Origin of the sequence: Aneurinibacillus thermoaerophilus (genome assembly GCF_019603355.1) — a bacterium.
GTDB classification, from domain to species: domain Bacteria; phylum Bacillota; class Bacilli; order Aneurinibacillales; family Aneurinibacillaceae; genus Aneurinibacillus; species Aneurinibacillus thermoaerophilus.
In genome coordinates this window covers 1,810,132-1,830,693 of record NZ_CP080764.1, presented here as the reverse complement: position 1 = coordinate 1,830,693, position 20,562 = coordinate 1,810,132, and the positions used below count along the sequence as shown (strand labels likewise).

20 protein-coding genes and 1 pseudogene are annotated in these 20,562 nt (G+C 41.4%); 14 read left to right on the top strand and 7 right to left on the bottom strand.

The window, feature by feature from the left end:
- Nucleotides 1-155: 155 nt before the first annotated feature.
- Nucleotides 156-1,055: pseudogene (gene gnd, locus K3F53_RS09535) on the top strand (phosphogluconate dehydrogenase (NAD(+)-dependent, decarboxylating)); the annotation flags it as partial.
- Nucleotides 1,056-1,124: 69 nt separating this feature from the next.
- Nucleotides 1,125-3,218, top strand: coding sequence for a molybdopterin-containing oxidoreductase family protein (locus K3F53_RS09530; RefSeq protein ID WP_057898812.1), 2,094 nt, complete (start codon nucleotides 1,125-1,127; stop codon nucleotides 3,216-3,218).
- Nucleotides 3,219-3,318: 100 nt separating this feature from the next.
- Here the strand turns inward: K3F53_RS09530 and K3F53_RS09525 are convergent, their stop codons facing one another.
- Nucleotides 3,319-3,699: an HAD-IIB family hydrolase gene (locus K3F53_RS09525; protein WP_057898813.1), complete on the bottom strand. Its 381-nt coding sequence runs from the start codon at nucleotides 3,697-3,699 to the stop codon at nucleotides 3,319-3,321.
- 310 nt (nucleotides 3,700-4,009) lie between these two features.
- Here K3F53_RS09525 and K3F53_RS09520 point away from each other — a divergent pair, with 310 nt between their 5' ends.
- Nucleotides 4,010-5,377, top strand: a complete 1,368-nt coding sequence (locus K3F53_RS09520; RefSeq protein WP_220560622.1) for a copper amine oxidase N-terminal domain-containing protein — start codon at nucleotides 4,010-4,012, stop codon at nucleotides 5,375-5,377.
- A gap of 400 nt (nucleotides 5,378-5,777) precedes the next feature.
- Here the strand turns inward: K3F53_RS09520 and K3F53_RS09515 are convergent, their stop codons facing one another.
- Nucleotides 5,778-6,509: a hypothetical protein gene (locus tag K3F53_RS09515; RefSeq protein WP_057898815.1), complete on the bottom strand. Its 732-nt coding sequence runs from the start codon at nucleotides 6,507-6,509 to the stop codon at nucleotides 5,778-5,780.
- Nucleotides 6,510-6,779: 270 nt separating this feature from the next.
- Here K3F53_RS09515 and K3F53_RS09510 point away from each other — a divergent pair, with 270 nt between their 5' ends.
- From K3F53_RS09510 to K3F53_RS09490, 5 genes are all read left to right on the top strand, one after another.
- Nucleotides 6,780-7,991 (top strand): ATP-grasp domain-containing protein, encoded by a 1,212-nt coding sequence (locus tag K3F53_RS09510; RefSeq protein ID WP_057898816.1) that lies wholly within the window; start codon nucleotides 6,780-6,782, stop codon nucleotides 7,989-7,991.
- Nucleotides 7,992-8,012: 21 nt separating this feature from the next.
- Entirely contained in the window at nucleotides 8,013-9,041 is a 1,029-nt protein-coding gene (locus K3F53_RS09505; RefSeq protein WP_057898817.1) for a YheC/YheD family endospore coat-associated protein, read from the top strand.
- A 430-nt stretch (nucleotides 9,042-9,471) separates the two neighbouring features.
- Nucleotides 9,472-10,497 (top strand): YkvI family membrane protein, encoded by a 1,026-nt coding sequence (locus K3F53_RS09500; RefSeq protein WP_220560615.1) that lies wholly within the window; start codon nucleotides 9,472-9,474, stop codon nucleotides 10,495-10,497.
- Nucleotides 10,498-10,628: 131 nt separating this feature from the next.
- Nucleotides 10,629-10,901, top strand: a complete 273-nt coding sequence (locus tag K3F53_RS09495; RefSeq protein ID WP_220560613.1) for a DUF4190 domain-containing protein — start codon at nucleotides 10,629-10,631, stop codon at nucleotides 10,899-10,901.
- A gap of 259 nt (nucleotides 10,902-11,160) precedes the next feature.
- Nucleotides 11,161-12,051, top strand: a complete 891-nt coding sequence (locus tag K3F53_RS09490) for a peptidylprolyl isomerase (protein WP_246615702.1) — start codon at nucleotides 11,161-11,163, stop codon at nucleotides 12,049-12,051.
- 147 nt (nucleotides 12,052-12,198) lie between these two features.
- On the opposite strand, the gene K3F53_RS09485 is transcribed toward K3F53_RS09490, so the two are convergent.
- Nucleotides 12,199-13,809, bottom strand: a complete 1,611-nt coding sequence (locus K3F53_RS09485; protein ID WP_220560611.1) for a DUF2339 domain-containing protein — start codon at nucleotides 13,807-13,809, stop codon at nucleotides 12,199-12,201.
- Nucleotides 13,779-13,901 carry a hypothetical protein gene (locus tag K3F53_RS19665; RefSeq protein ID WP_257721566.1) on the bottom strand — a complete coding sequence of 41 codons (123 nt, stop codon included), beginning with the start codon at nucleotides 13,899-13,901 and terminating at the stop codon, nucleotides 13,779-13,781. Before K3F53_RS19665 ends, K3F53_RS09485 begins: the two co-directional genes overlap by 31 nt.
- Before the next feature lie 414 nt (nucleotides 13,902-14,315).
- On the opposite strand from K3F53_RS19665, the gene K3F53_RS09480 reads away from it, so the two are divergent.
- From K3F53_RS09480 to K3F53_RS09465, 4 genes are all read left to right on the top strand, one after another.
- Nucleotides 14,316-14,936 carry a lysozyme family protein gene (locus tag K3F53_RS09480; protein WP_057898822.1) on the top strand — a complete coding sequence of 207 codons (621 nt, stop codon included), beginning with the start codon at nucleotides 14,316-14,318 and terminating at the stop codon, nucleotides 14,934-14,936.
- Nucleotides 14,937-15,132: 196 nt separating this feature from the next.
- Nucleotides 15,133-15,744, top strand: coding sequence for a M23 family metallopeptidase (locus tag K3F53_RS09475; RefSeq protein WP_091260347.1), 612 nt, complete (start codon nucleotides 15,133-15,135; stop codon nucleotides 15,742-15,744).
- 22 nt (nucleotides 15,745-15,766) lie between these two features.
- Complete coding sequence (locus tag K3F53_RS09470; RefSeq protein ID WP_257721604.1) at nucleotides 15,767-16,324, top strand: GntR family transcriptional regulator; 558 nt, start codon at nucleotides 15,767-15,769, stop codon at nucleotides 16,322-16,324.
- A 1-nt stretch (nucleotide 16,325) separates the two neighbouring features.
- Nucleotides 16,326-16,919: an LOG family protein gene (locus tag K3F53_RS09465; RefSeq protein ID WP_057898824.1), complete on the top strand. Its 594-nt coding sequence runs from the start codon at nucleotides 16,326-16,328 to the stop codon at nucleotides 16,917-16,919.
- 129 nt (nucleotides 16,920-17,048) lie between these two features.
- Here K3F53_RS09465 and kapD read toward each other — a convergent pair whose 3' ends face one another.
- Entirely contained in the window at nucleotides 17,049-17,696 is a 648-nt protein-coding gene (kapD, locus tag K3F53_RS09460; protein WP_057898825.1) for a 3'-5' exonuclease KapD, read from the bottom strand.
- A gap of 119 nt (nucleotides 17,697-17,815) precedes the next feature.
- Here kapD and K3F53_RS09455 point away from each other — a divergent pair, with 119 nt between their 5' ends.
- Complete coding sequence (locus K3F53_RS09455; RefSeq protein WP_057898826.1) at nucleotides 17,816-18,256, top strand: thermonuclease family protein; 441 nt, start codon at nucleotides 17,816-17,818, stop codon at nucleotides 18,254-18,256.
- A 208-nt stretch (nucleotides 18,257-18,464) separates the two neighbouring features.
- Here the strand turns inward: K3F53_RS09455 and K3F53_RS09450 are convergent, their stop codons facing one another.
- Together K3F53_RS09450 and K3F53_RS09445 are read right to left on the bottom strand one after the other, a co-directional pair.
- Nucleotides 18,465-19,154 carry a CidB/LrgB family autolysis modulator gene (locus K3F53_RS09450; protein ID WP_175493574.1) on the bottom strand — a complete coding sequence of 230 codons (690 nt, stop codon included), beginning with the start codon at nucleotides 19,152-19,154 and terminating at the stop codon, nucleotides 18,465-18,467.
- Nucleotides 19,151-19,522, bottom strand: a complete 372-nt coding sequence (locus K3F53_RS09445; RefSeq protein WP_057898828.1) for a CidA/LrgA family holin-like protein — start codon at nucleotides 19,520-19,522, stop codon at nucleotides 19,151-19,153. The genes K3F53_RS09450 and K3F53_RS09445 overlap by 4 nt, the downstream gene beginning before the upstream one ends.
- 111 nt (nucleotides 19,523-19,633) lie before the next feature.
- On the opposite strand from K3F53_RS09445, the gene cidR reads away from it, so the two are divergent.
- Nucleotides 19,634-20,536, top strand: a complete 903-nt coding sequence (gene cidR, locus K3F53_RS09440) for a cidABC operon transcriptional activator CidR (protein ID WP_057898829.1) — start codon at nucleotides 19,634-19,636, stop codon at nucleotides 20,534-20,536.
- Nucleotides 20,537-20,562: the final 26 nt, after the last annotated feature.

Here is a 20,562-nt window from a genome sequence, read left to right as displayed (position 1 = left end):
TTGGTTTTTGCCTGTGTAACTTTGCCGGGCAGAAAGCAGTTATGTGCGCGTGCATCTTCTTTATTGTTTTTTCATTCTGATTCTGAAGCATTGCTGCGTCTCCGTGCAACATGTTAGAGTAAGGAGCGAAGACAAAAAAACAAAGGAGTGGCAAAGAAATGGAAGTAGGATTGGTCGGACTCGGAAAAATGGGATACAATCTGGCGTTAAACATGTTGGACAAGAAGCATGAAGTCGTTGCCTATGATACGGTAGGCGAACACGTGGAACGCATTGCGAAAGAAGGTGCGATAGGAGCTGATTCTCTGGCCGCACTCGCGGAAAAACTAAAGGCGCCACGTGTTATTATTATGTTGGTACCAGCTGGAAAAATCACCAGTCAAGTGATCGAGGAGTTGGTACCCTATCTCGAAAAGGGTGATATTTTAATCGATGCCGGGAATTCCAATTATAAAGATACGCTCGCTCGCTATACGCAGCTTAAGGAAAAAGGAATTTATTTCGTCGATTGTGGCACAAGCGGCGGCACGGAAGGTGCGCGGCACGGGATATGTGCCATGGTCGGCGGCGACCCGGAAGCGCTTGCTTATATCACTCCGTTGTTTGAAAGCATTTCTGTGCCGAACGGTTTTCTCAAAGCAGGACAGCCGGGCAGCGGCCACTTCTTAAAAATGGTGCACAACGGTATTGAATATGGGATGATGCAGGCCATCGGTGAAGGGTTTGAAATTCTGGACAAAAGTCCGTTTGACTATGATTACGAAGCGGTGGCCCGTGTATGGAACAACGGTTCCGTTATCCGCAGTTGGCTGATGGAACTGATGCAAAACGCGTTTTCCAAACAACCGAGACTAGAAAATATTAAAGGCGTTATGCATTCGTCCGGTGAAGGAATCTGGACAGTGGAGACTGCGATGGAACTGCAAGCGAGCGCTCCAGTTATCGCGCTGTCCCAGTTCATGCGCTTTCGTTCGCTTGAAGACGATACGTTCCATGGCAAAGTTGTCGCCGCACTGCGCAACGAATTTGGCGGACACGCGGTCGTGAAGAAGTAACGGTACGAAGAAGGGATAAAGGAGAGTAAACGTTTCTTAAAGTAAGTATGGAAAGGAGAGGGAAAGCGGATGGCTTCGTACGCAAAAGAAAAAGACGGAATATTTCCTTCCGTTTGTTCGCTTGATTGTCCGGATACGTGTGGCTTGCTTGTACATAAAAAGGATGGAAAAATCGTCAAAGTGGAAGGGGATCCGACACACCCAGTAACACAGGGGGCCATTTGCAACAAAGTGCGCAACATGCCGGCGCGCATTCATGATCCGAACCGACTCAAATACCCGCTAAAGCGCATCGGGGCGAAGGGAGAGGGCAAGTTTGCCCGCATTACATGGGAAGAAGCGATCGAAACCATTTCATCTAAATGGAAAGCGCTTATCCGCGAACATGGCGCGGAAAGCATTCTGCCGTATAGCTTTTACGGCAATATGGGAATTCTGAACGCGGAAGGCATGGATCGCCGTTTTTTTCACCGACTCGGCGCAAGTCAGCTAGAGCGTACCATTTGCAATGCCGCTGGCAAAGCCGGATATATGTATACGTTGGGCGGTGGGTATGGCACCGACCCGGAGGAAACCGTGCATGCGAAACTTTTTATTTTCTGGGGTTGCAATGCGGTCAGTACGAATATGCATCAGGTTACGCTCGCAGAAAAAGCGCGGAAAAACGGTGCCCAGGTTGTCGTCATTGATGTACACAAAAACCAGACTGGCCGCTGGGCAGACTGGTTTATTCCGATTTTGCCGGGAACTGATACGGCACTCGCACTCGGACTGATGCATGTGTTATTTGCTGAAAATCTGGTGGATGAGGAGTTTCTTACTGCGCATACAGTCGGGCATGAGGAATTGCGTGAACATGTTAAGCGATATGATCCGGAAACGGTTTCCGCCATCACAAAAGTACCAGCGGAAGATATTTATAAGCTGGCGCGCTTGTACGGTACAACATCGCCCGCATTTATCCGAATTGGCAATGGGCCACAGCATCATGACAATGGTGGCATGTTCGTGCGTAGCGTTGCCTGTCTTCCGGCCTTAACCGGCCAGTGGCATATCAAAGGTGGAGGGGCCATTAAAGGAAACAGCGACTACTCAGCCGTCAATTTTCAAGTATTGCAACGTCCGGATTTGCTGAAGCAGAAGACACGCTCCATTAATATGAATCAAATTGGCGAAGCGCTCACTGAACTCGATCCGCCCGTTTACTCTGTTTTTGTTTACAATAGCAACCCGCTTGTCGTGGCGCCGGATACAAATAAAGTAAAAGCGGGTTTTGCGCGCGAAGATTTGTTTACGGTTGTGCATGATTTATTTTTAACAGAGACCGCCCGTTACGCCGATATTGTGCTGCCGGCGACATCGGCGTTTGAAAATTTGGATTTGTACACGTCATACTGGCATTTGTACGTGCATTTGCACGAGCCGGTGCTTGAACCATACGGGGAAAGCAAATCCAATGTGGACGTGTTTCGTCTGCTTGCACAGGCGATGGGGTTCGAAGAACAAGCGTTTAAAGATACGGAAGAGGAGATGATTCGGCAAATTCTCGACCGCGAGGCGAATCCATACTTGGACGGCATTACGTATGAAGCGCTGCATGAGAAACGGTTTATGAAAATCGATAGTAGCAAGGCTCCGAAATTCCCCGGGCGCCTGCCGACACCGAGCGGCAAGATTGAACTGTATTCCACGCGGATGGAAAAAGAGGGATTGCCGCCGCTCCCGACATACGAACCTATTAAAGAAGAAGAGATGTTTCCGCTTTTGTTCGTTTCGGCGCCGAACCATAATTTCTTAAACTCAACGTTTTCTAATAATGCTAAGCATGTAGCGATGGAGAAAACGCCGCGCCTGCACATTCATCCGGAAGATGCCCGGAAACGGGGCATTGAGCATGGAGAAAAGGTTCGTGTCTATAATAACCGTGGTGAATGCGAACTGACCGCTTTCGTTGCAGAAAATGTTTTGCCAGGTGCGGTTGTCAGCCAGGGGCTCTGGGCGGATGAGCCAGGAACAAAACGCATTGTGAACGCTCTGACGCCAAGCCGTTTATCTGATATGGGAGGAGGTGCCACTTTCTTTTCAACGAGAGTGGAGGTAGAGAAACTGGCAGCAGACGCAAACGGAATGGATGATAAAAAGAATTCGGACAGCGATGTGTAAGAAAAGGGAAAAAGCAACCGTACTTACCTCTCTGCCCGAACTGTAGCACAAAACAGGAGTAAAATACGGATATAATACGTGCGTCATGCGAATGTTATCGCTAAAATGAACCTGATTTCGTGCTTTTTTGCAGTACAAACTCTTCGATGACATGGCGCACGCCTTCTTCATTGTTGGAGCGCGTTACATAATCGGCTTTTTGTTTAATAAACTCCGGCGCGTTGCCCATCGCGACGCCGAGACCGGCGACTTTAATCAAATCGATGTCATTATAGCTATCCCCGATGCCGATGATTTTCGAACGGTCAATGCCAAACATTTTTGCCAGATGAAGAATCGCTTGGCCTTTGCTGGCTTCGGGGTGCATAACTTCAAGAAAATATGGCTTTGATTTCGTAATATATGCCGCCTCCCCAAATTCTTCGTTTAGCTCTTTTGCTAGTGCATCAAGTGCTTCAGGTTCATCATAGTATAACAGCATCGATAGCAATCATTTTATACAATATATCATCGCTCCTTTTCTTTCTATTCGAATTTTGCCCATATGATCATATCACATCGGGCGGAGGGTACGGACCCCTATTTACACAAACTTCTTGATGGTACCAACTGTATATGGAAAAGGATATTGACAGTGTACCTAATAATAACTAAACTATAATTGATATTGATAATAATAATCATTATTGATTAAAAGATGAAAAAGGGGGAAGTAAATCGGCTAGATTATTTTTTTTGTTGTTTTTAATTGATAATGAGTTTCATTTTTATTTATTAAGGGGAGAATGTAAGTGATAAAAAGAAAGACAATACAACGAGTAGGATCGGCTACACTTGTTATATCTTCTATTTTATTTTCGTATCCGTCATATGGACAAGCGAGTAGTTCGGATAAATCGGTGAAGAGTGAAAAAGAAGAATACAAGGTATCCGTTACCGTGGATAAAGTTCATACGTTGGTAGCGGGAAAGAAGGATGAAAATGCATTGACCACGGTTGAAATCGAGGAGCTGATTCCTGGGACATTCCTGCCTGGAAGGGAAGTTACTTTTTCCTTGCCAAAAGGGCTTTCATCGGTGGACAAAATTAAGGTTTGGCATAATAGCGATTTACGCGTCGAAACGACAACAAGTAAAATTACGATCCATGTCCCAGCCTATCGTTCAGAGGAGAAATATAAACTGACAGCAACCATGCGCCTTGTCGCCAGGATTGATCAAGAAGGAGAATTAAAAGCGACAATTAAAGGGGATGGCGTTACGGAAAGCAAGGTTTTGATTGCAAGGGTTATTCAGGGCGCAAGCATTGAGCCCGTTAAAAACGAAAAACAACGTCCGCTCCGTTTAGGTGTTCAAGCTCAGCCGGCACCCGATCTTCTTTTTACTGAACGTGTGGCAGGTGCATTTAGAAAAGAGGGAAATGCCGATATTACATTTCATCTTCCCAGAGTTGGTATGCGCTTTAGTGAAGTGCCGACGGTTAAAGTCATCAAGGGAGATTTGCAAATCGATGAGCATTCGGTTCAGCTGGTAGAGGAGAAAGAACTGAAAGATGACTCTTATTCTAATGGAGTTACTTTTAAAATCAAAAAAGAAAGTTCCAAACCTTCCGTCATCCAGGTTTCTGATATTAAAATTTCTACCAACCGTACGATGGCAGATGGATTGTATGATTTAACCGTATGGGGAGATGCTCTGGCGCATGAAAAACAGTTGAAAGATTCGAAGGTGATGTCTTTTCCGTACGTTTCAGTTAACGGTTCAGATGAAAAGCATGAAGTAAAAAGAGAGATATCTTTTTCGGTTGGAGAGCTGGTTTATTACATAGGGCACACAGAGAAAAAAATGAATATTGCTCCTTACATGAAGAAGAACCACATTTATGCGCCGATTCATCATTTGGCCGAAGCGCTGGGGATTCATGAAAATGAGTTGCTCTGGGATGAAGCAAGCCAAACGATGACCATTCTTAAAGACAAAAAGATTCTTCAGTTACAGGCAGGAAGCGATATCGTGGGTATTAACAGTATGAAAGTGCCGATTCCTACAGATATTGAAATGAAAGATGCACATATTATGGTGCCGCTTGATGTGGTTGCCGCATTTTTAGGAGTGAAAGCAAAGTGGGAGCCGGCAAGCAAAAAAATTATACTGAGCTAGATCGTAGATTTCCGGTATAATTCATTAAAATCCATTCAGTTTCATTTGTATGATGTTCAACGGCTATTATTTTTAAATCATTATTAATTATTATTTATAAAGGTATTCGTCATAAAGAAAGTAGGGTGCATAATGTGCCCTACTTTCTTTATGCCTAAATATTAGGAATGTATATAGGGGTTTTATCCCATGCGGGCACGGTAGCGCGAGAATATAAAGTTCCTTCCGTTGTAGAATGGCCACCACTGTTTTAAAGGATGTTACAGGCCGTTCCCAAAAAGATGACAGGAATTGCATCGGGAATTTTTTCAACGTTTCGTTGTTTCGTTATGTTGGCGGCATGATCGCTTCCGTATTAGTGAGTCTATTAAGGGAGAAAATATGGATGTATAGCATGCTTTTATTCGCTTTCATTATAGGCTGGAAGTTCGAATGTCCCTTTGATGTTTAGAACGGTTTCTCCGCAATCCGTTGTAAACGAGAGATCCTCATCAATACGTAGTTCTGAAACAACGATGTTACTGAAATCCGGGCAGGGATTTTCAGCGCGCGTAAAGTAAATCGTATGATTCACGTGAACTGAGCCCAAGCGACTAATCGCTGCTAAATCTCTGCCAACGTTTCCCGTAATGTTAGAGATACTGACAATAAACTGGATATAGCCTACCGCTCTCACGCGTTGAAGGCTCCCGCTACAATTCGCTTCCTTTTGGTCAAAATGAGGGATATGTTCAGCGGTTTGTGTACAAGTATCAATAATGCATTCGATCCCCTCTGTGTTAAAAGCAATGTCAGGAGCAAAAGAAGGGGCAAGCCTGAATCCTTGTGGTAGCACAATATTGCAACTAAAAGGGACAGACCGGTTACATATGGTTTCATCGTAAGGAGCCGATGTTTGTTGGCTGCTCACTACCTTTGTACGTCTTTCAGATAATAGTTGCTTTTGAATATTTGTTGGCATTTCCTCGTCCAGTTCTTTTTGCTCTTCCAGGTTTGCCACTAAGCATGTTGCGACTTTTTTTGGCGTTGATGTACTATGTTTATTTTTATATGTAGCAGATTGAGCTTTGTATATAATCGATTGATTTTTATATATATTGTATTGAGCCTGGGAAATAATATAGGAACGCATACGATCCATCCTTTCTTTTTCATACTGAACGGTGTTATCACATGTTATCTTTAGGTTAGTTTTGCAACACCCTCACACTGTATAGAGAATGCAAAAAAGAATGGATTGGTGACGACAAACGTGGAGAAATTTATATCCGTCGCTTTCAAATACAGTTCATTCACCTATAACCAACCCGTTTTGTACGTGCATAAGATACATTGTATTTGTAAACACAATGAGACAATGTGCGGTTCTACTTTAATGAGAGAAAAAGAGGTGGTTGGCTGTATGAGAACGATGGTATTTATAGGAACAAGCAAGTCCGGTTCGAGTCGGGAAGCGATTCGGGCGGCCGAACGGCTTGGTTTTTATACCGTTCTCTTTACGAGGCGTAAGCTAAATCTGGAGCAACGAGCGGAATTTTCCGATGTCCACGAATTAATATCGATTGATTTAGATGATGTACCATCAATGAGAGAAAAGATCAAACAGCTACAAAAACAAGGAAAAATCATTGAGGCGATTGTTAGTTTTGTTGATGGACTTGTTTATACGGCCGCGGTTCTTTCGGAGGAATTTTGTCATACAGACCTGTCCAAGGAAGCCATTTTAAAAATGGAAGATAAAATACAAACACGCAGCGCTTTGCAAAAGACTCCTTTTAATATGAATTATGCGATATATAAGCAAGGATCTTTATCTTTTTTTATAGAAGAAAACGAGCTGACATTCCCGCTCATTGTAAAGGCTCCCCATTCAGCTGGTTCGAAAGACGTTTTAAAAGTTGACCGCAAATCTGAGTTTGAATCTTGTGTAAACAAATTAAAGCAAAAGTATCCAGGAAGCCCTATTTTAGTTGAGGAATATATTGATGGACCGCAATATTTGGTAGAAACGTTGGTTTACCAAAATAAGGTGAACATTGTAGCTATTATTGAACAAGAAATTTCAAAAGAGCAACGCTTTATTGTAACAGGCTATTCTTTGCTTGCAAAAGTAGAGGAGCATTTATATGAAAGTCTTTCGCGTGCTGTTATATCAATCATTCGAATGTTAGGGATGAAAAACGGGGCATGCCATCTGGAATTAAAATTCCACAAAAACCAATGGAAACTGATAGAAGCGAATCCCAGAATATCCGGGGGAGCCATGAACAAAATGATTGAGGTTGCTTATGGCATTAATTTAGCTGAACAAATTATTAAAATAGCTATTGGAGAAGCGCCGTCCTTACAAAAAACATATAAGAAATTCGTTTTTACTCAGTATATTACGTTAGCTTCGTCAGGAGAACTGCAATTGGTAACCGGAAGAAACAGAGCTTGGCGATATGAAGGGGTTGATGATGTATATATTAAGCCAAAGCGGGGAACGTATTTGCATCCTCCATTATCGATGGGGCACCGTTATGCCTATGTCATGGCTTCGTCTTCTACAAAGGAAGAAGCCAAAACAATCGCGAAAGCCGCAGCCAAGGAAATCCACTTTCATCTTTATTGATTTTAAGAAAGGAGGGGGAACATGACGACAATCGGCATGCTCCATTATCGTAAACACCCGGAGAAAGTTCTAAAAGCATATGCATTTGCTGCTGTTGCCAAGGCGGAAGGGGTTGATTTTTTCTATTTTACCCCCGGAAAAGTGAATATGGAAAAGAAAACGATTCTAGGGTATGCATTGGAAAAAGGAGAATGGATAGAAAGAAAAATGCCATTTCCTGATGTGATTTATAATGCAGGCAGTCCTTTGACTGAGAAGGCGTATGATATTCATGAAAAACTTTCTGAACAAATTCCTTTTACAAGTCACTCGCTAGGCAGTAAAACGAGTGTGTATGAACGAGTCAAGAAAAATGGCCAATTTTCTCAATATCTTCTTCCTTTTATGATGATAAAGAGTATGAAAGATGTTTTTGAATTTTTGGCTGCGCATCAAAATGTAGTCATAAAGCCTGTATCCGGTCATAAAGGGATTGGGGTTATCTTTATAGAAGAAAATAATGGCACGTACACTGTTATTAATCAGGACGATACTTCAACTTATAGTAAACAAACGCTTCGGGAATTGTTAAATCCGTTGGTTATAGATGAAGAATATTTGATTCAGCGTTATGTTTCATCAAAAACAAAATATGGAAGCGCCTATGATTTTCGCCTGCATGTTCAGAAAAACGGAGAAGGCAAATGGGTGATTACAAACATTTATCCACGAATCGCCAATCCGGGAAAAATTGTAACTAATCTAAATAGCGGGGGCGCCATCTCGATGCTGGAATCTTTTTTAATTCAGGAGTTTGAGGAGGAGTCCTACAATGTTAAACGATATCTCGAACAATTTTCCCTCGTTTTTGCCGAACATATGGATAAAATCTATGACGAATCTTTTGATGAACTGGGCATTGATGTAGGATTAGACGCCAACCGGAAGATATGGATTTACGAGGTGAATTGGCGTCCCGGAGTTCCTCCCACGTTTGATTTAGAGCTGGATGTAGCCAGAAATACCATTCATTATGCCGTATATTTGTCGAACAAATTCCACGGACGTTAAACGGTAAGAAGGTGGAAGGTTTCATTGACAAAAACGCTAAGCTTGCATTGATTTTTATTTATATTTTATGCCGCAAACCGGATTTTCATTCCGGGTTTGCGGTTTTTTTATGGAAAATTTTTAATATGCCATCTTTTAAACTTTTGATGTTTTTACATCGTTCTTTTGTTTCAGCAGCAAGATGGTTGGAAGCAGGCAACCGGCAAGGCATGTAGTATCTACCGTTATTTTTGGCCGGCCGGAAGTCTCCCAATATTTTTTGGAGGCCGATATTTTTGTTCATGAATGAATGTAGAATTTGTCAAAAAGGCGAAAAATTAAATCGTACAGCCTGTCTTTTTTTTCAAAATGTCTACATATAATTTGCATAAAAAAGCAATCTTTCCATGCAGTAAGGTTTTGTGAGTTTACTGTTTACAGGGGTGGGGATATGAAGAAAAGATGGGGAACTATATTACAAATTGCAGCCACTTATATCGGCACTGTGGTTGGGGCAGGGTTTGCTTCCGGGAAGGAAATTGTTGAATTTTTTACTGTTTACGGACTGGTAGGACTAATCGGCATCTTAGTAAGTGGAATGTTGTTTATTTGGATTGGCACGAAAATGATGCTCCTATCCCACCGGATTGGCGCCTATTCCTATGAAGAATTAAATACCTATATATTCGGTGAAATGGTTGGTAAGGTGATCAATGTACTGACGCTGCTTATTTTATTTGGTGTTACGTCGGTCATGTTGTCAGGAACGGGTTCCATTTTTGAAGAACAATTAGGCTTTTCTTATCAATGGGGGATTTTATTTACGCTGATTCTTTGCTATGCCGTCATGATAAAAGGACTGGATGGCATTCTTGCTGTTAATTCCTTGGTCGTTCCGATGATGCTCTTTTTTAGTTTTCTGATTGCTACTTCTTTGTTGGGACACCATGATTTTTCCCATGTTTTTCAGAAAGAAGAAGCACAGGTAACCTGGAAGTCGCTTGTGAGTCCCTTTGCTTATGTGGCATTTAATCTGGCTATGGCACAGGCTGTTCTTGTTCCTCTTGGAAAAGAAATAAAGGACGAAAGCGTGTTGAAGTGGGGAGGTTTTTGGGGAGGGATCGGTCTTTGTTGTATGCTGATCTCTTATCATTTAGCTCTTTCTTCTTTACCGAACGTAGCACAATTTAATGTTCCTATCGCTGAAGTGCTCGAAGATTTTGGTTCATTTATTCATATTTTATTCCTGATCGTCGTTTATGGCGAAATTTTTACCACGCTAATTGGTAACGTGTTTGGAATTTCGCGCAAAATGCAGAAATTCTTCGTTATATCGGAAAAATGGATGATAGTAGGGATTTTATTACTTAGCTTTTTAATTAGTCAGATTGGATTTGGTTCCCTGCTTGGCTTCCTCTATCCTTTATTTGGCTACACCGGATTATTGTTACTTTTTTGTATAGCTGTGAAACAGTAGAAAAAGACTGCAATATCCAATAAATACAAGCGATTTTTCATGCATAATTTGCATCCTTTTTTAAGAAACTGTGAAGGAACGGAACAAATGCAAAAAAGCCGGGAATACTAAAAGTTGAAGGAGGTGATAAAATGGATGAAGTAAAGGAAACAAGAGAGGAAACAAGAGAGGAAACAAGAGAGGAAGAAACACGTGATACCTCTGCTCTATGGTTGGGGTGGATCGGCATCGTAGCGGGGATTGTTGCTTTCTTCTACGCTCCGCTTCTTTTTGGCGGGGCTGCCGTAATCCTTGGATTGATCACAGTGTTTAGTAAGGCGAACACCCTGGGATGGTGGGCGATTGGCCTTGGAGTCGTAGGCATCATTGTCCAGTGGTTTTATCGTGGCTCCCTTTTTTATTGAATGTATTTTTTCGTTTGGATACCGGTATTGTAGTTGGAAAATCGAAGAGCAGGAAAAAAAGAGGTTGGATGATATTTCCAATCTCTTTATTTTTTCTGTGTCCCGTTGCGCTTGTTTTCATTCCCCTAAATGGAAATCATAAAGTGAGAAGATTATGAATGTTTCCTTGTTCCCCTTTTTTTCATGAAGAAATGGTATGCTGATTGATGTGTAAACGATTGATTGTTCTAAAAGGAAATTTAGAAAGGAGAACGAGGAAGTGTTTCAAAAAAATGTTCGATTTTTACTTCTCATTTTGATGCTCGGGCTTGTGCTCATCACCAGTGCATGCTCAAATGAACAAGCCGTAGCTCGCGTAAATGGGGAAACGATTAGCAGGGATGATTTGTATAATTTTATGGTGAAACAAAATGGAGAGCAAGCATTAGACGTCTTAATTACAAACAGTATCATCAACCAGGAAGCCAAAAAGCAAAACATTTCCGTTTCACAGGCGGATATAGATAAGGAGTTAAAAAAAGTAAAGGATTCCTTCGGAACGGAAGAAGCATTTAATCAAGCGTTGAAACAAACCGGTTTTTCTTTGCAGGATCTGCGAGAAGATGCGGCCATCAATATAAAAGTGAAAAAGCTGCTTGAACCGAAAGTTCCAATAACTGAAGAAGAAATGAAAAAGTATTTTGAAGAAAACAAGGCGATGTTTGCAACGGAAGAGCAAGTAAAAGCCCGCCATATTTTGGTAGAAACGAAAGAAAAAGCGGACGAAGTGAAAAAGAAATTAGCGGCTGGCGAAGATTTTGCCGAGCTGGCAAAAAAATATTCGATAGATATAAACAATAAGGATCAGGGAGGCGATCTTGGTTTTTTTGGCAAGGGCCAGATGGTAGAACCGTTTGACAAAGTCGCCTTTTCATTAGCGCCAGGGAAAATCAGCGACCCAGTGAAAACAGAATTTGGATACCACATTATTAAGGTAGAACAAAAAAAGCCAGCGAAACAAGCGAATTATGAAGAAAGCAAAAGTGAAATAAAAGACATGTTATTCGCCAAGAAAATGCAGCCTGTATACAATACTTGGATGGAAGAGAAGAGGGCCGAATATAAAATCGAGAATTTCTTGACGAAGAAACAAACAGACACAAAATCATAATTTGGTTGTTTTTAACATTGCGCTGTCTGATATGGATGGGAAGTGTGTTTTAGTCAACAGAGGGAAGAGAAGACGGAGGAAAAGATAAAAACGAATCTTTTCCTCTTCCTCATGCCACATTACAAATATTGAAATTTCAACGTACATTTATTTAGTTGTATAGAAAAAGCGCGATACAATGAGTCCAATAACGCCAAGACCAATGAACAAAACAGCACGGACAAGAAGCGACAGAAACGGTAAATCAAAGAAAATTGCTTTCAGCAGTGTTATAATAAGCAGCGCCATTCCCAGGCGGCGCAGATCTTTGTTGGCGCTTCTCGCACCATAAAGAATTCCTGCCACTGCATACAGTGCCCAAACTGTAGAAATAGCTAGCTGCATTATTTCAAACGACATCTCACGCATGACCGCTCCGGTAAATTCCGTTAAAAAAACAAGCAACAAAAATGCATAACCTACACCCATTATGCGGAATACTTTTTCTTCCTTAAATAGCCTCTTCTGCTTAAGCAGTTTATATAACCAGGCTGCCGTAATGAGCATAACACACCAGTTGAACGTCACTGATGAAACGACAAATTCAATATCACGCGCAATGGTTACCATCAGACTGAGACCATAAATAAGGCCACCAGTAATTTGCTGTAACTTTGACTGCAGGACAATCCCCAGATACAATGCCAGCGTTCCTTCCAACAGTATCATTATCGTCTCATTTTCGTTTTCCAGTACGTACAGTATATAGCTTGCTAGCGCGAAAGAAGCGATCGATATGGCAACGGCCGCTTTCTTCCGGTTTCGTCCCAGCAAAGCATAAGCTATGCTTCCATACAACACAAATATGCCAAGCAGCATCCATTCTACCTGTACTTCAGCAAATGCGATGTTCAGCCATACCGTTGTCAGTACAAATGTAGTAAACAGCATACCTGTCTGACTGCGCATGTACACGGTTTGTCGCAGGAAAAACAAAAGCAGGGCTGCATGCTGAATTATACTGCCAACCGCAAAAGTACTTCCTTCTTCGCCTCCAGTAATGATGAAAAAGAGAAAGAAAACAATCTGTAACAGAGCTGCCGACGTGTAATACAAAACGAGATATTGCTTTCGTATTGCCACATATAAAAACGTGACGTACAATGCTATCTCGTATGCAACAAAAAACAAAGAATTCGGATTATGGCTTTCTACAAGAAACGGAATAAATACACCGGCTAGGGATGATAGCACAGCCAGCGCCTGTGACCGATGGCGATACGATAAAAAGACACCGCCCGCGATCCAGATGATATTGAGCGGAAAGGCTAGGGAAGCTGGGATAAATCCGTACAGCATATGCATAGCAAATGTCGTCAGTATCACAATACAAATGGCAGCTCCTAACAAAACCTGGCCAAGCCCGGTTCGTTGATGCTTCATTTGACGACTCCCCATCCAGAGGAGCCACCCGGATACGATAAAACCAAGCACAATACGCACAGGTTCGGTAATGTATCCTCGATCAATCGAAGCTTTAAATGCCCAAACAATGCCGACCAGTAGCACGATGACAAAGATGCGTGGCAGCCAGACACGACCGATAAGTGTTTCCCAGTCTGTCGGCTCTTTTTTCTCTGACACCGTGTGCGATTTCACCGCAGGCGAAACGTTGTTTATCCCAGTCAGTGTAGGTTTTTGGGGCTGAAGGGCCGCTATTTTTCGTTCCAGCTGCGCCACGCGGGCCTCTAACTCGGCAATTCGTTGTTCTTGATCCATACATTTCCTCCTTTTTCATTTTTGATATAATCATTTTTTTCAAACAAAACAAATAGCGCGTGGTTGGTACCGGCATAAGGAATAAGATTCATATTTGTTCCTCCCATTCATTCTAAATTTTGTAATCCATGCGGCATTTTCTTTATTGATTGCGGTATTTTCTCTATTATGGAATAGATCATAAGATTCTCACAAGAAATAAAAATATATATTTTAATTATTTGGTAAATATGGATGATATAAAAAATTAGATAAGAGAGAAGATACGATAAGTAAAAATACATGAGATGCAGAATGATATGACAGCAAAATTAGTTATGTATCTCAAATTCGGAGAAGATACGGTAACACTACTTCAACCGCAGGGTATTGATCAAAAGACATCGGATGTATATTATATGGTTGGATTGGTTCGTTGATTTGCTTTATCGTCGTTTCTATTATGCTATGAGCACTCAGAACGTATATACATAAAGCATAAAGAGATATAGCGATGGGAGAGAAGAATGGAACGAATAAAGAAATGGATAGGTATCCTATCTATCATGTTCGGGCTTTTCATTATGGCGTTACTGTTTACTTACAGAACGGATTATGATACCCCGACACCCCCTAGGATAGATAGGTACGAGAAAGTTAAGCAGTATGAACCTATGTTACGAGCTGAATTAAGAAAGTATCATTTGGAAGAATATACACTTACGCTGCTTGCCTTGATGCATCAGGAAAGCAGAGGGGAAGGAGGCGACCCAATGCAGGCATCAGAGTCGGCCGGTCTTCCACCAAATACAATCAATGATCCTGCCTGGAGCATCCGACAGGGGGTAAAACATTTTAATGACGTTCTTACGTACGGAACAAAAAAGAAAGTCGACTTCCCTACTGTTATACAGGCGTATAATATGGGGAAAGGATACATTGACTTTATAGCTGCACATGGTAAGAAGCATACGGAAGAACTGGCAAAGCAATATTCCGCAATTCAGGTAAAAAAAGAACCTAATGTCTACAATTGTGGAGAGGATCGCAACAATTTTCGATACCCCTATTGCTACGGTGATTTTTCTTATACTACAAAAGTCTTGCAAAAGCGAGAACGTATAAAAAATACAATGGAAGCAAGTTGAGAACGATTCAAATACTCCTATATGAAGGGGAGTATTTTTTTATTCTAAAAATGTAAGATACGTATCATGAAAATAATGATAAAATGACAAAAGAAGCGATTAAAAGTAGCACAAAACTTTATCGACTTACCGATCATGGAAAAAAGCGCGGGCATTGCCGCTTCGTATCAAATTCAGCCGCAGGCAGAAAGTATATATGGCGATCTATGCAGTGCTTTTGCTTGTGTTTGGCATATATAATACTTTTGTTTTTAGTAGTTATGTGACAGGAAAAAAAGCGATTGAACTGTCTTTCCCATTGCATAAAGGAACTTATTATGTGCTCCAAGGTGGCAATCATGTGCAAATGAATAATCATAATGCCTATCCGTCGCAAAAGTATGCCTTGGATATTGTGAAATTGAATACGCTTGGTATGCGTTCGAATGGCATATATCCAAAACAGCTTGATCGATACATGATTTACGGTGATGAAGTGATAAGTCCTTGTACCGGTAAAGTGCTGAAAGTAAGAAATGATGCACCTGACCTCATGCCACCGGATATGGATTCTGAAAGACCGGAGGGAAATTATGTCGCTCTTGTGTGTGAAAATGAAGAAGCAGTGATCTATATGGCACATATGCAGGAAGGCAGTGTTGCAGTGAAAGAAGGGGAAGTTGTACAGGAGGGTCAACCGATTGGACGAGTGGGCAATTCCGGAAACACGACAGAGCCGCATCTGCATATCCATGCAGAAAAAGATGGAGAAGGCATTCCGATCAAATTCAATGGCAAATTTCTTGTAAGAAACAACATCATTCGATGAAGAACCAGAAGCACTCCATTCCATATTCCTATTCTATTTTTTATATAAATATTTTACCAATTTGTCATTTAGAGATGAAGTATATCAGACCTTAAAAAAAGCTATTATAATGTTGAAGTTAGAGCCGGGGCAACGTTTGAATGATAAGGAACTAGCCGAAGACTTTGGAATAAGCCGCACCCCAGTTAGAGAGGCGCTTAAACGTCTTGAAGATGAGGGTCTTGTAGAATCTGTTCCCGGTTCCGCTACCCGTGTAACGCCATTAAAACCAGAGGAGGCAAAACATGCATTTACTGTCGTAGCAGCCTTACATTCTTTAGCTGCTCGACTTGCGGTTCCTTTGTTAAAGGATTCAGATATAAAAATGATGGAGGTAAGTAATAATAATTTAAAGGTTTCACTTGAACAAAACGATATTATTCAAGCTATTCAAGCAGACGAGTCCTTTCACGATGTTTTTTACGGATTAACCCCCATTACTTGGACACAAACAACCTTATTCATCTTTTTTCGTACCCTTTGTTTTGAAATATATAATATAATGACATTGGACAATTTAAAAACAATAGGAGAGCGATAAAATGAAGCGTGTTTGTGTCTTTGCTGGATCTAATCCCGGAACTCATCCTGAGTATAAAGAATCTGCCATTCAGCTCGGGAAAGAGTTGGTAAAAAAAGGAATTGAGCTAGTATATGGTGGCTCAAATATCGGACTTATGGGTACGATAGCGAATACGGTATTAGAGCAAGGTGGTACCGCTATAGGCGTCATGCCTACAAACTTGTTCCGTGGAGAAGTGGTTCATCAGAACCTCACTCATCTCTATGAAGTAAAAGATATGCATGAACGAAAGGCCAAGATGGGGGAGCTTTCCGATGCGTTCATTGCTCTTCCTGGAGGATATGGAACATTTGAAGAAATTTTTGAGTTTGTTAGCTGGGGACAACTAGGAATACATAATAAGCCTGTAGCAGTATTAAATGTAGAAGGCTACTACAACCCTTTAATGGAGATGATTGCAAAAGCGGTAGAAGGAGGTTTTATGCCTTCGACACATAAAGAGTTTATTATTTGCGAAAGCGACCCAATAATTCTCCTAGAGAAGATTCGTACATACAAGCCACCTGTGAAGACAAATAAATGGAGTGAACTGGAATATAATAAAAATAAATAAACATAGTGAATAAGAGTCAGCCGCTTTAGGAATTTAGGTGGATCGTTCAGAACCCCTCACTTTCCCTCGACCATATGCATTCAAATCAAAAGCGCCGCCGCACAAAAAACGGGGGGCGCTATTTACTTTTTAGGAAAGTTGTTGCTTCAGTTTTTCCAAAAGCGTCATCTGGCTCCCCATTAAATCTGCAATGGATGTTTGCATTTTTGGTTTTTCCCGCGTATATACCCACTGGTCTTTCTGCATCATCTGCATGACCTTAAATGTTGCCATCGCGTCGTCAAGGGCACGGTGCGACTGTGCCGTTTCAGCCAATCCGTATTTGTCTAAAGCGTACCATAGGCCAGGTGTGTCTTTATGCCCATAGTAGAACTGGTATGCTTTGGACAAATCCAGCCAATCTTCCAGCATTACGGAAAAAGGGAATTTTATATTGTGTTCCCGACAATTGCGGCGTAATCCCTTCATATCCAAATCGCCCCATGTAACAAGCGTTGTCTTCTCCCGTATGTATTGTGCAAGCAGTTCGTCAATCATTGCTTTAAATTCGATGCCTTCCATAACGTCTTGTTGCGTAATTCCAGTCAGCTTGATACATTTTTCGCCCAACTGGGGAAAGAAGACAGGAACGACCAGCGAGGAAAATGTATCGACAATTTCATTTTCCTCAATGATAACCATCCCCACTTCTATGACCTCATGGAAAAAGCCTTTCGGAGCTTCTTTTTTGTCAAACGTTGTAAATTCAAAGTCAATGAACATATACCGTTCTTTCATCTGTGCCCCCCATTTTTCTTTTTCTTCTTTTCATTCTATTTTTAAACAGAAAATCAGTCAATTCCTGGGCGCTGTACACATATGGATAAAGAGGACATATTGGAGAAGGGAGAATCATTGTGTTTCGTCCACATGATCTAGTATTTCTTTTTTGGTTTCTTTGTTTCTTTGCAGTTGCCTATTGGCATTTGACAAATGAACCAGCTAAGCTGCAACAAGGTATACCCAGTGATACTGTTACTGCCTATGTCTATAAAGTAACAAAAGATAATACAATTCTGGCTATGATAGATGGAAAGAGCTATACTGTTCGCCTGCAAGGCATAATGATTTCCACAACACGAGAAGCGAGGTGGTTTTTAAAAGAAAAGGTCACCGGTCAGCAAGTTGCGCTCGAATATGACGAACAAGCAAGAGATGAAAAAGGAAACATTCTGGCTTACGTGTGGCTGAGAGGAGAAATGGTAAATCACACCATGGTTGCAAAAGGCTACGCGCGCGCTTTTCAGACGCCAGATCAAACAATGTACATAAAAGTTCTTAAACAGGCACAAAAGTAAAATAATACTGCGTATAAACTTAACCCTACTATTTTCAACCAACTTGCACACTGTTATAAAGGGGGGCGCTTGCTTGCGATTCCGCACAGTCTTCAGTGGCCACAGAATTGGCACCTTTGGTAAAAGGAGATGGGCTGGGAAAAGGTGACGCAGAACCGACAGTATGGAATCTTATAGACGAGAACGGTACGATTCAGAGGTGCATAAATCAAAAAATTCTCAGTATCATGGGCACGAGCCATGGTGCCATACATAAGGTAATGAGCGCTGCCATAATCATGGATAAACTGGAAATCGTACCTGTAATGGAACTAAGTTCAAAAGCTTTTGAAGTACCTGCACCATGCGCTCCTGTACCAAGAAGTACGCCTCGGGCAATCTCATTCTCAATCCGCAGTAACCGGATGATAATCGGCCCAATAACTGTGCCGAGCAATCCGGTCATAATCACAAATACGGCTGTAATAGTAGGTATACCGCCAATGCTTTCAGACACATCCATGGCAATGGGTGTGGTTACGGAACGTGGGATCAGACTATTAACAATTTGCGTATTTAGATGTAGCACTTTAGCAACACACAATGACGAAACAATGGCTATAACCGAACCTGATAGCACGCTGACAATAATTTCAGTCGCATGCTTTTTTAATATATTGAAATATTTATAAAGTGGAACAGCGAATGCAATGGTGGCCGGTTCAAGCATATTACTTAGCCATTTTGCGCCTGTATTGTATGATTCATACGAGATATGAGTCAAAAATAAAAAAGCAACGATAAATAATGGTGTCGTAAGCAGGGGAGACAAATAGACTTTCGGTTTATGCTTATAACACCACTTGGCTCCCCAGTAAAGGCTCATTGTGAAAATGAGGCTAAAAAGAGAAATCATCATGAAGGTTTTTGCTCCTTTCTTTCTGCGATTTTTTTTGCTACTAGCCCTGTGCAGGCCATGACAATGGCCGTGCTGAAAACAATGACCATGGTTACATATACTCCGTCATTTACCAAAACACTTTTATATTTTATAATTCCAACAGCCGATGGAATGAAGAATAGCAACAGCTCTGCCAGTAACCATTTTGCGCCCAATTCAACCCATTCTAGCCGGATTATTTTTGTTTGTAGTAAAGTAAAAATGATAAAAATACCTAAAATGCTGCCTGGTATTTTTAAATGAAAGAAGTCGACTAATTTGTTCATGACCAGTGAAAAGACGCACAAAAGAGCAATTTGCCCCGCACCTTTGAGTAGGGTTGTCACTTCTCTTCCCTCCTTTCAGTGAAAAGTGTACATTATTTGTTTTCATAGGTAAAATGCATATATAGAATGTATACTATTCCTTTTATCTATAGTTAGAAAAGGAGATATGAAATGGATATACGGCATTTGCAATGTTTTTTGAAGGTGGCACAGTGCAAAAGCTTTACGAAAGCTGCCCAGGCTTTATACCTCACGCAACCAACCATTAGTAAAATGATTAAAAATATTGAAAAGGAACTAGGGGTTGTGCTGTTTAATCGTTTAGGAAAACAGGTAGAATTAACAGATGCCGGACAGATTATTTTTGCTCAGGCGCAGGATATTGTAAACTCATTTTACAATTTGTCGTCCGAGCTGGATGATCTGATGAATTTGAAAAAGGGGCATATTCGGATTGGATTACCCCCGATGATCGGGTCAAGTTTTTTTCCTAAAGTGCTTGGAAAGTTCCGTGAGCAGTATCCGGATGTTACAATTCAGCTTGTAGAAGATGGTGCAAAGAAAGTAGAAGCGGATGTTGAAAATGGTGTACTGGATATCGGGGTTGTGCTATCACCGACAAATGAGGAGGTGTTTCATTCATTTTCGCTTGTGAAGGAGAGGTTGATGTTACTTGTCCATCCATCCCATTCATTGGCAAATAGAGAAGCGGTATCATTATGCGAGCTAGCACAAGAGCCGTTCGTTTTTTTTCGCGAAGATTTTGCTCTCCATGATCGAATTATCGCGGAGTGTGTGCAGGCAGGGTTTCAGCCACGCGTGATATATGAGAGTTCACAATGGGATTTTATTAGTGAAATGGTGGCAGCTAATTTTGGCATTGCTCTTCTTCCGGAACCGATTTGTCGTGAACTTGATGCGGATCGGATTCGGGTTCTGCCGCTCATTGAACCGATCATCCCCTGGCATTTAGTCATGATTTGGCGCAAAGATCGGTATCTTTCGTTTGCGGCACGAGAATGGATTCGGTTTACCCAGGATCTTTTTGGAAAAAGGAAAAGGAAATCAGTGTAGGGAGGTTGGAATACCAATCCCAGTAG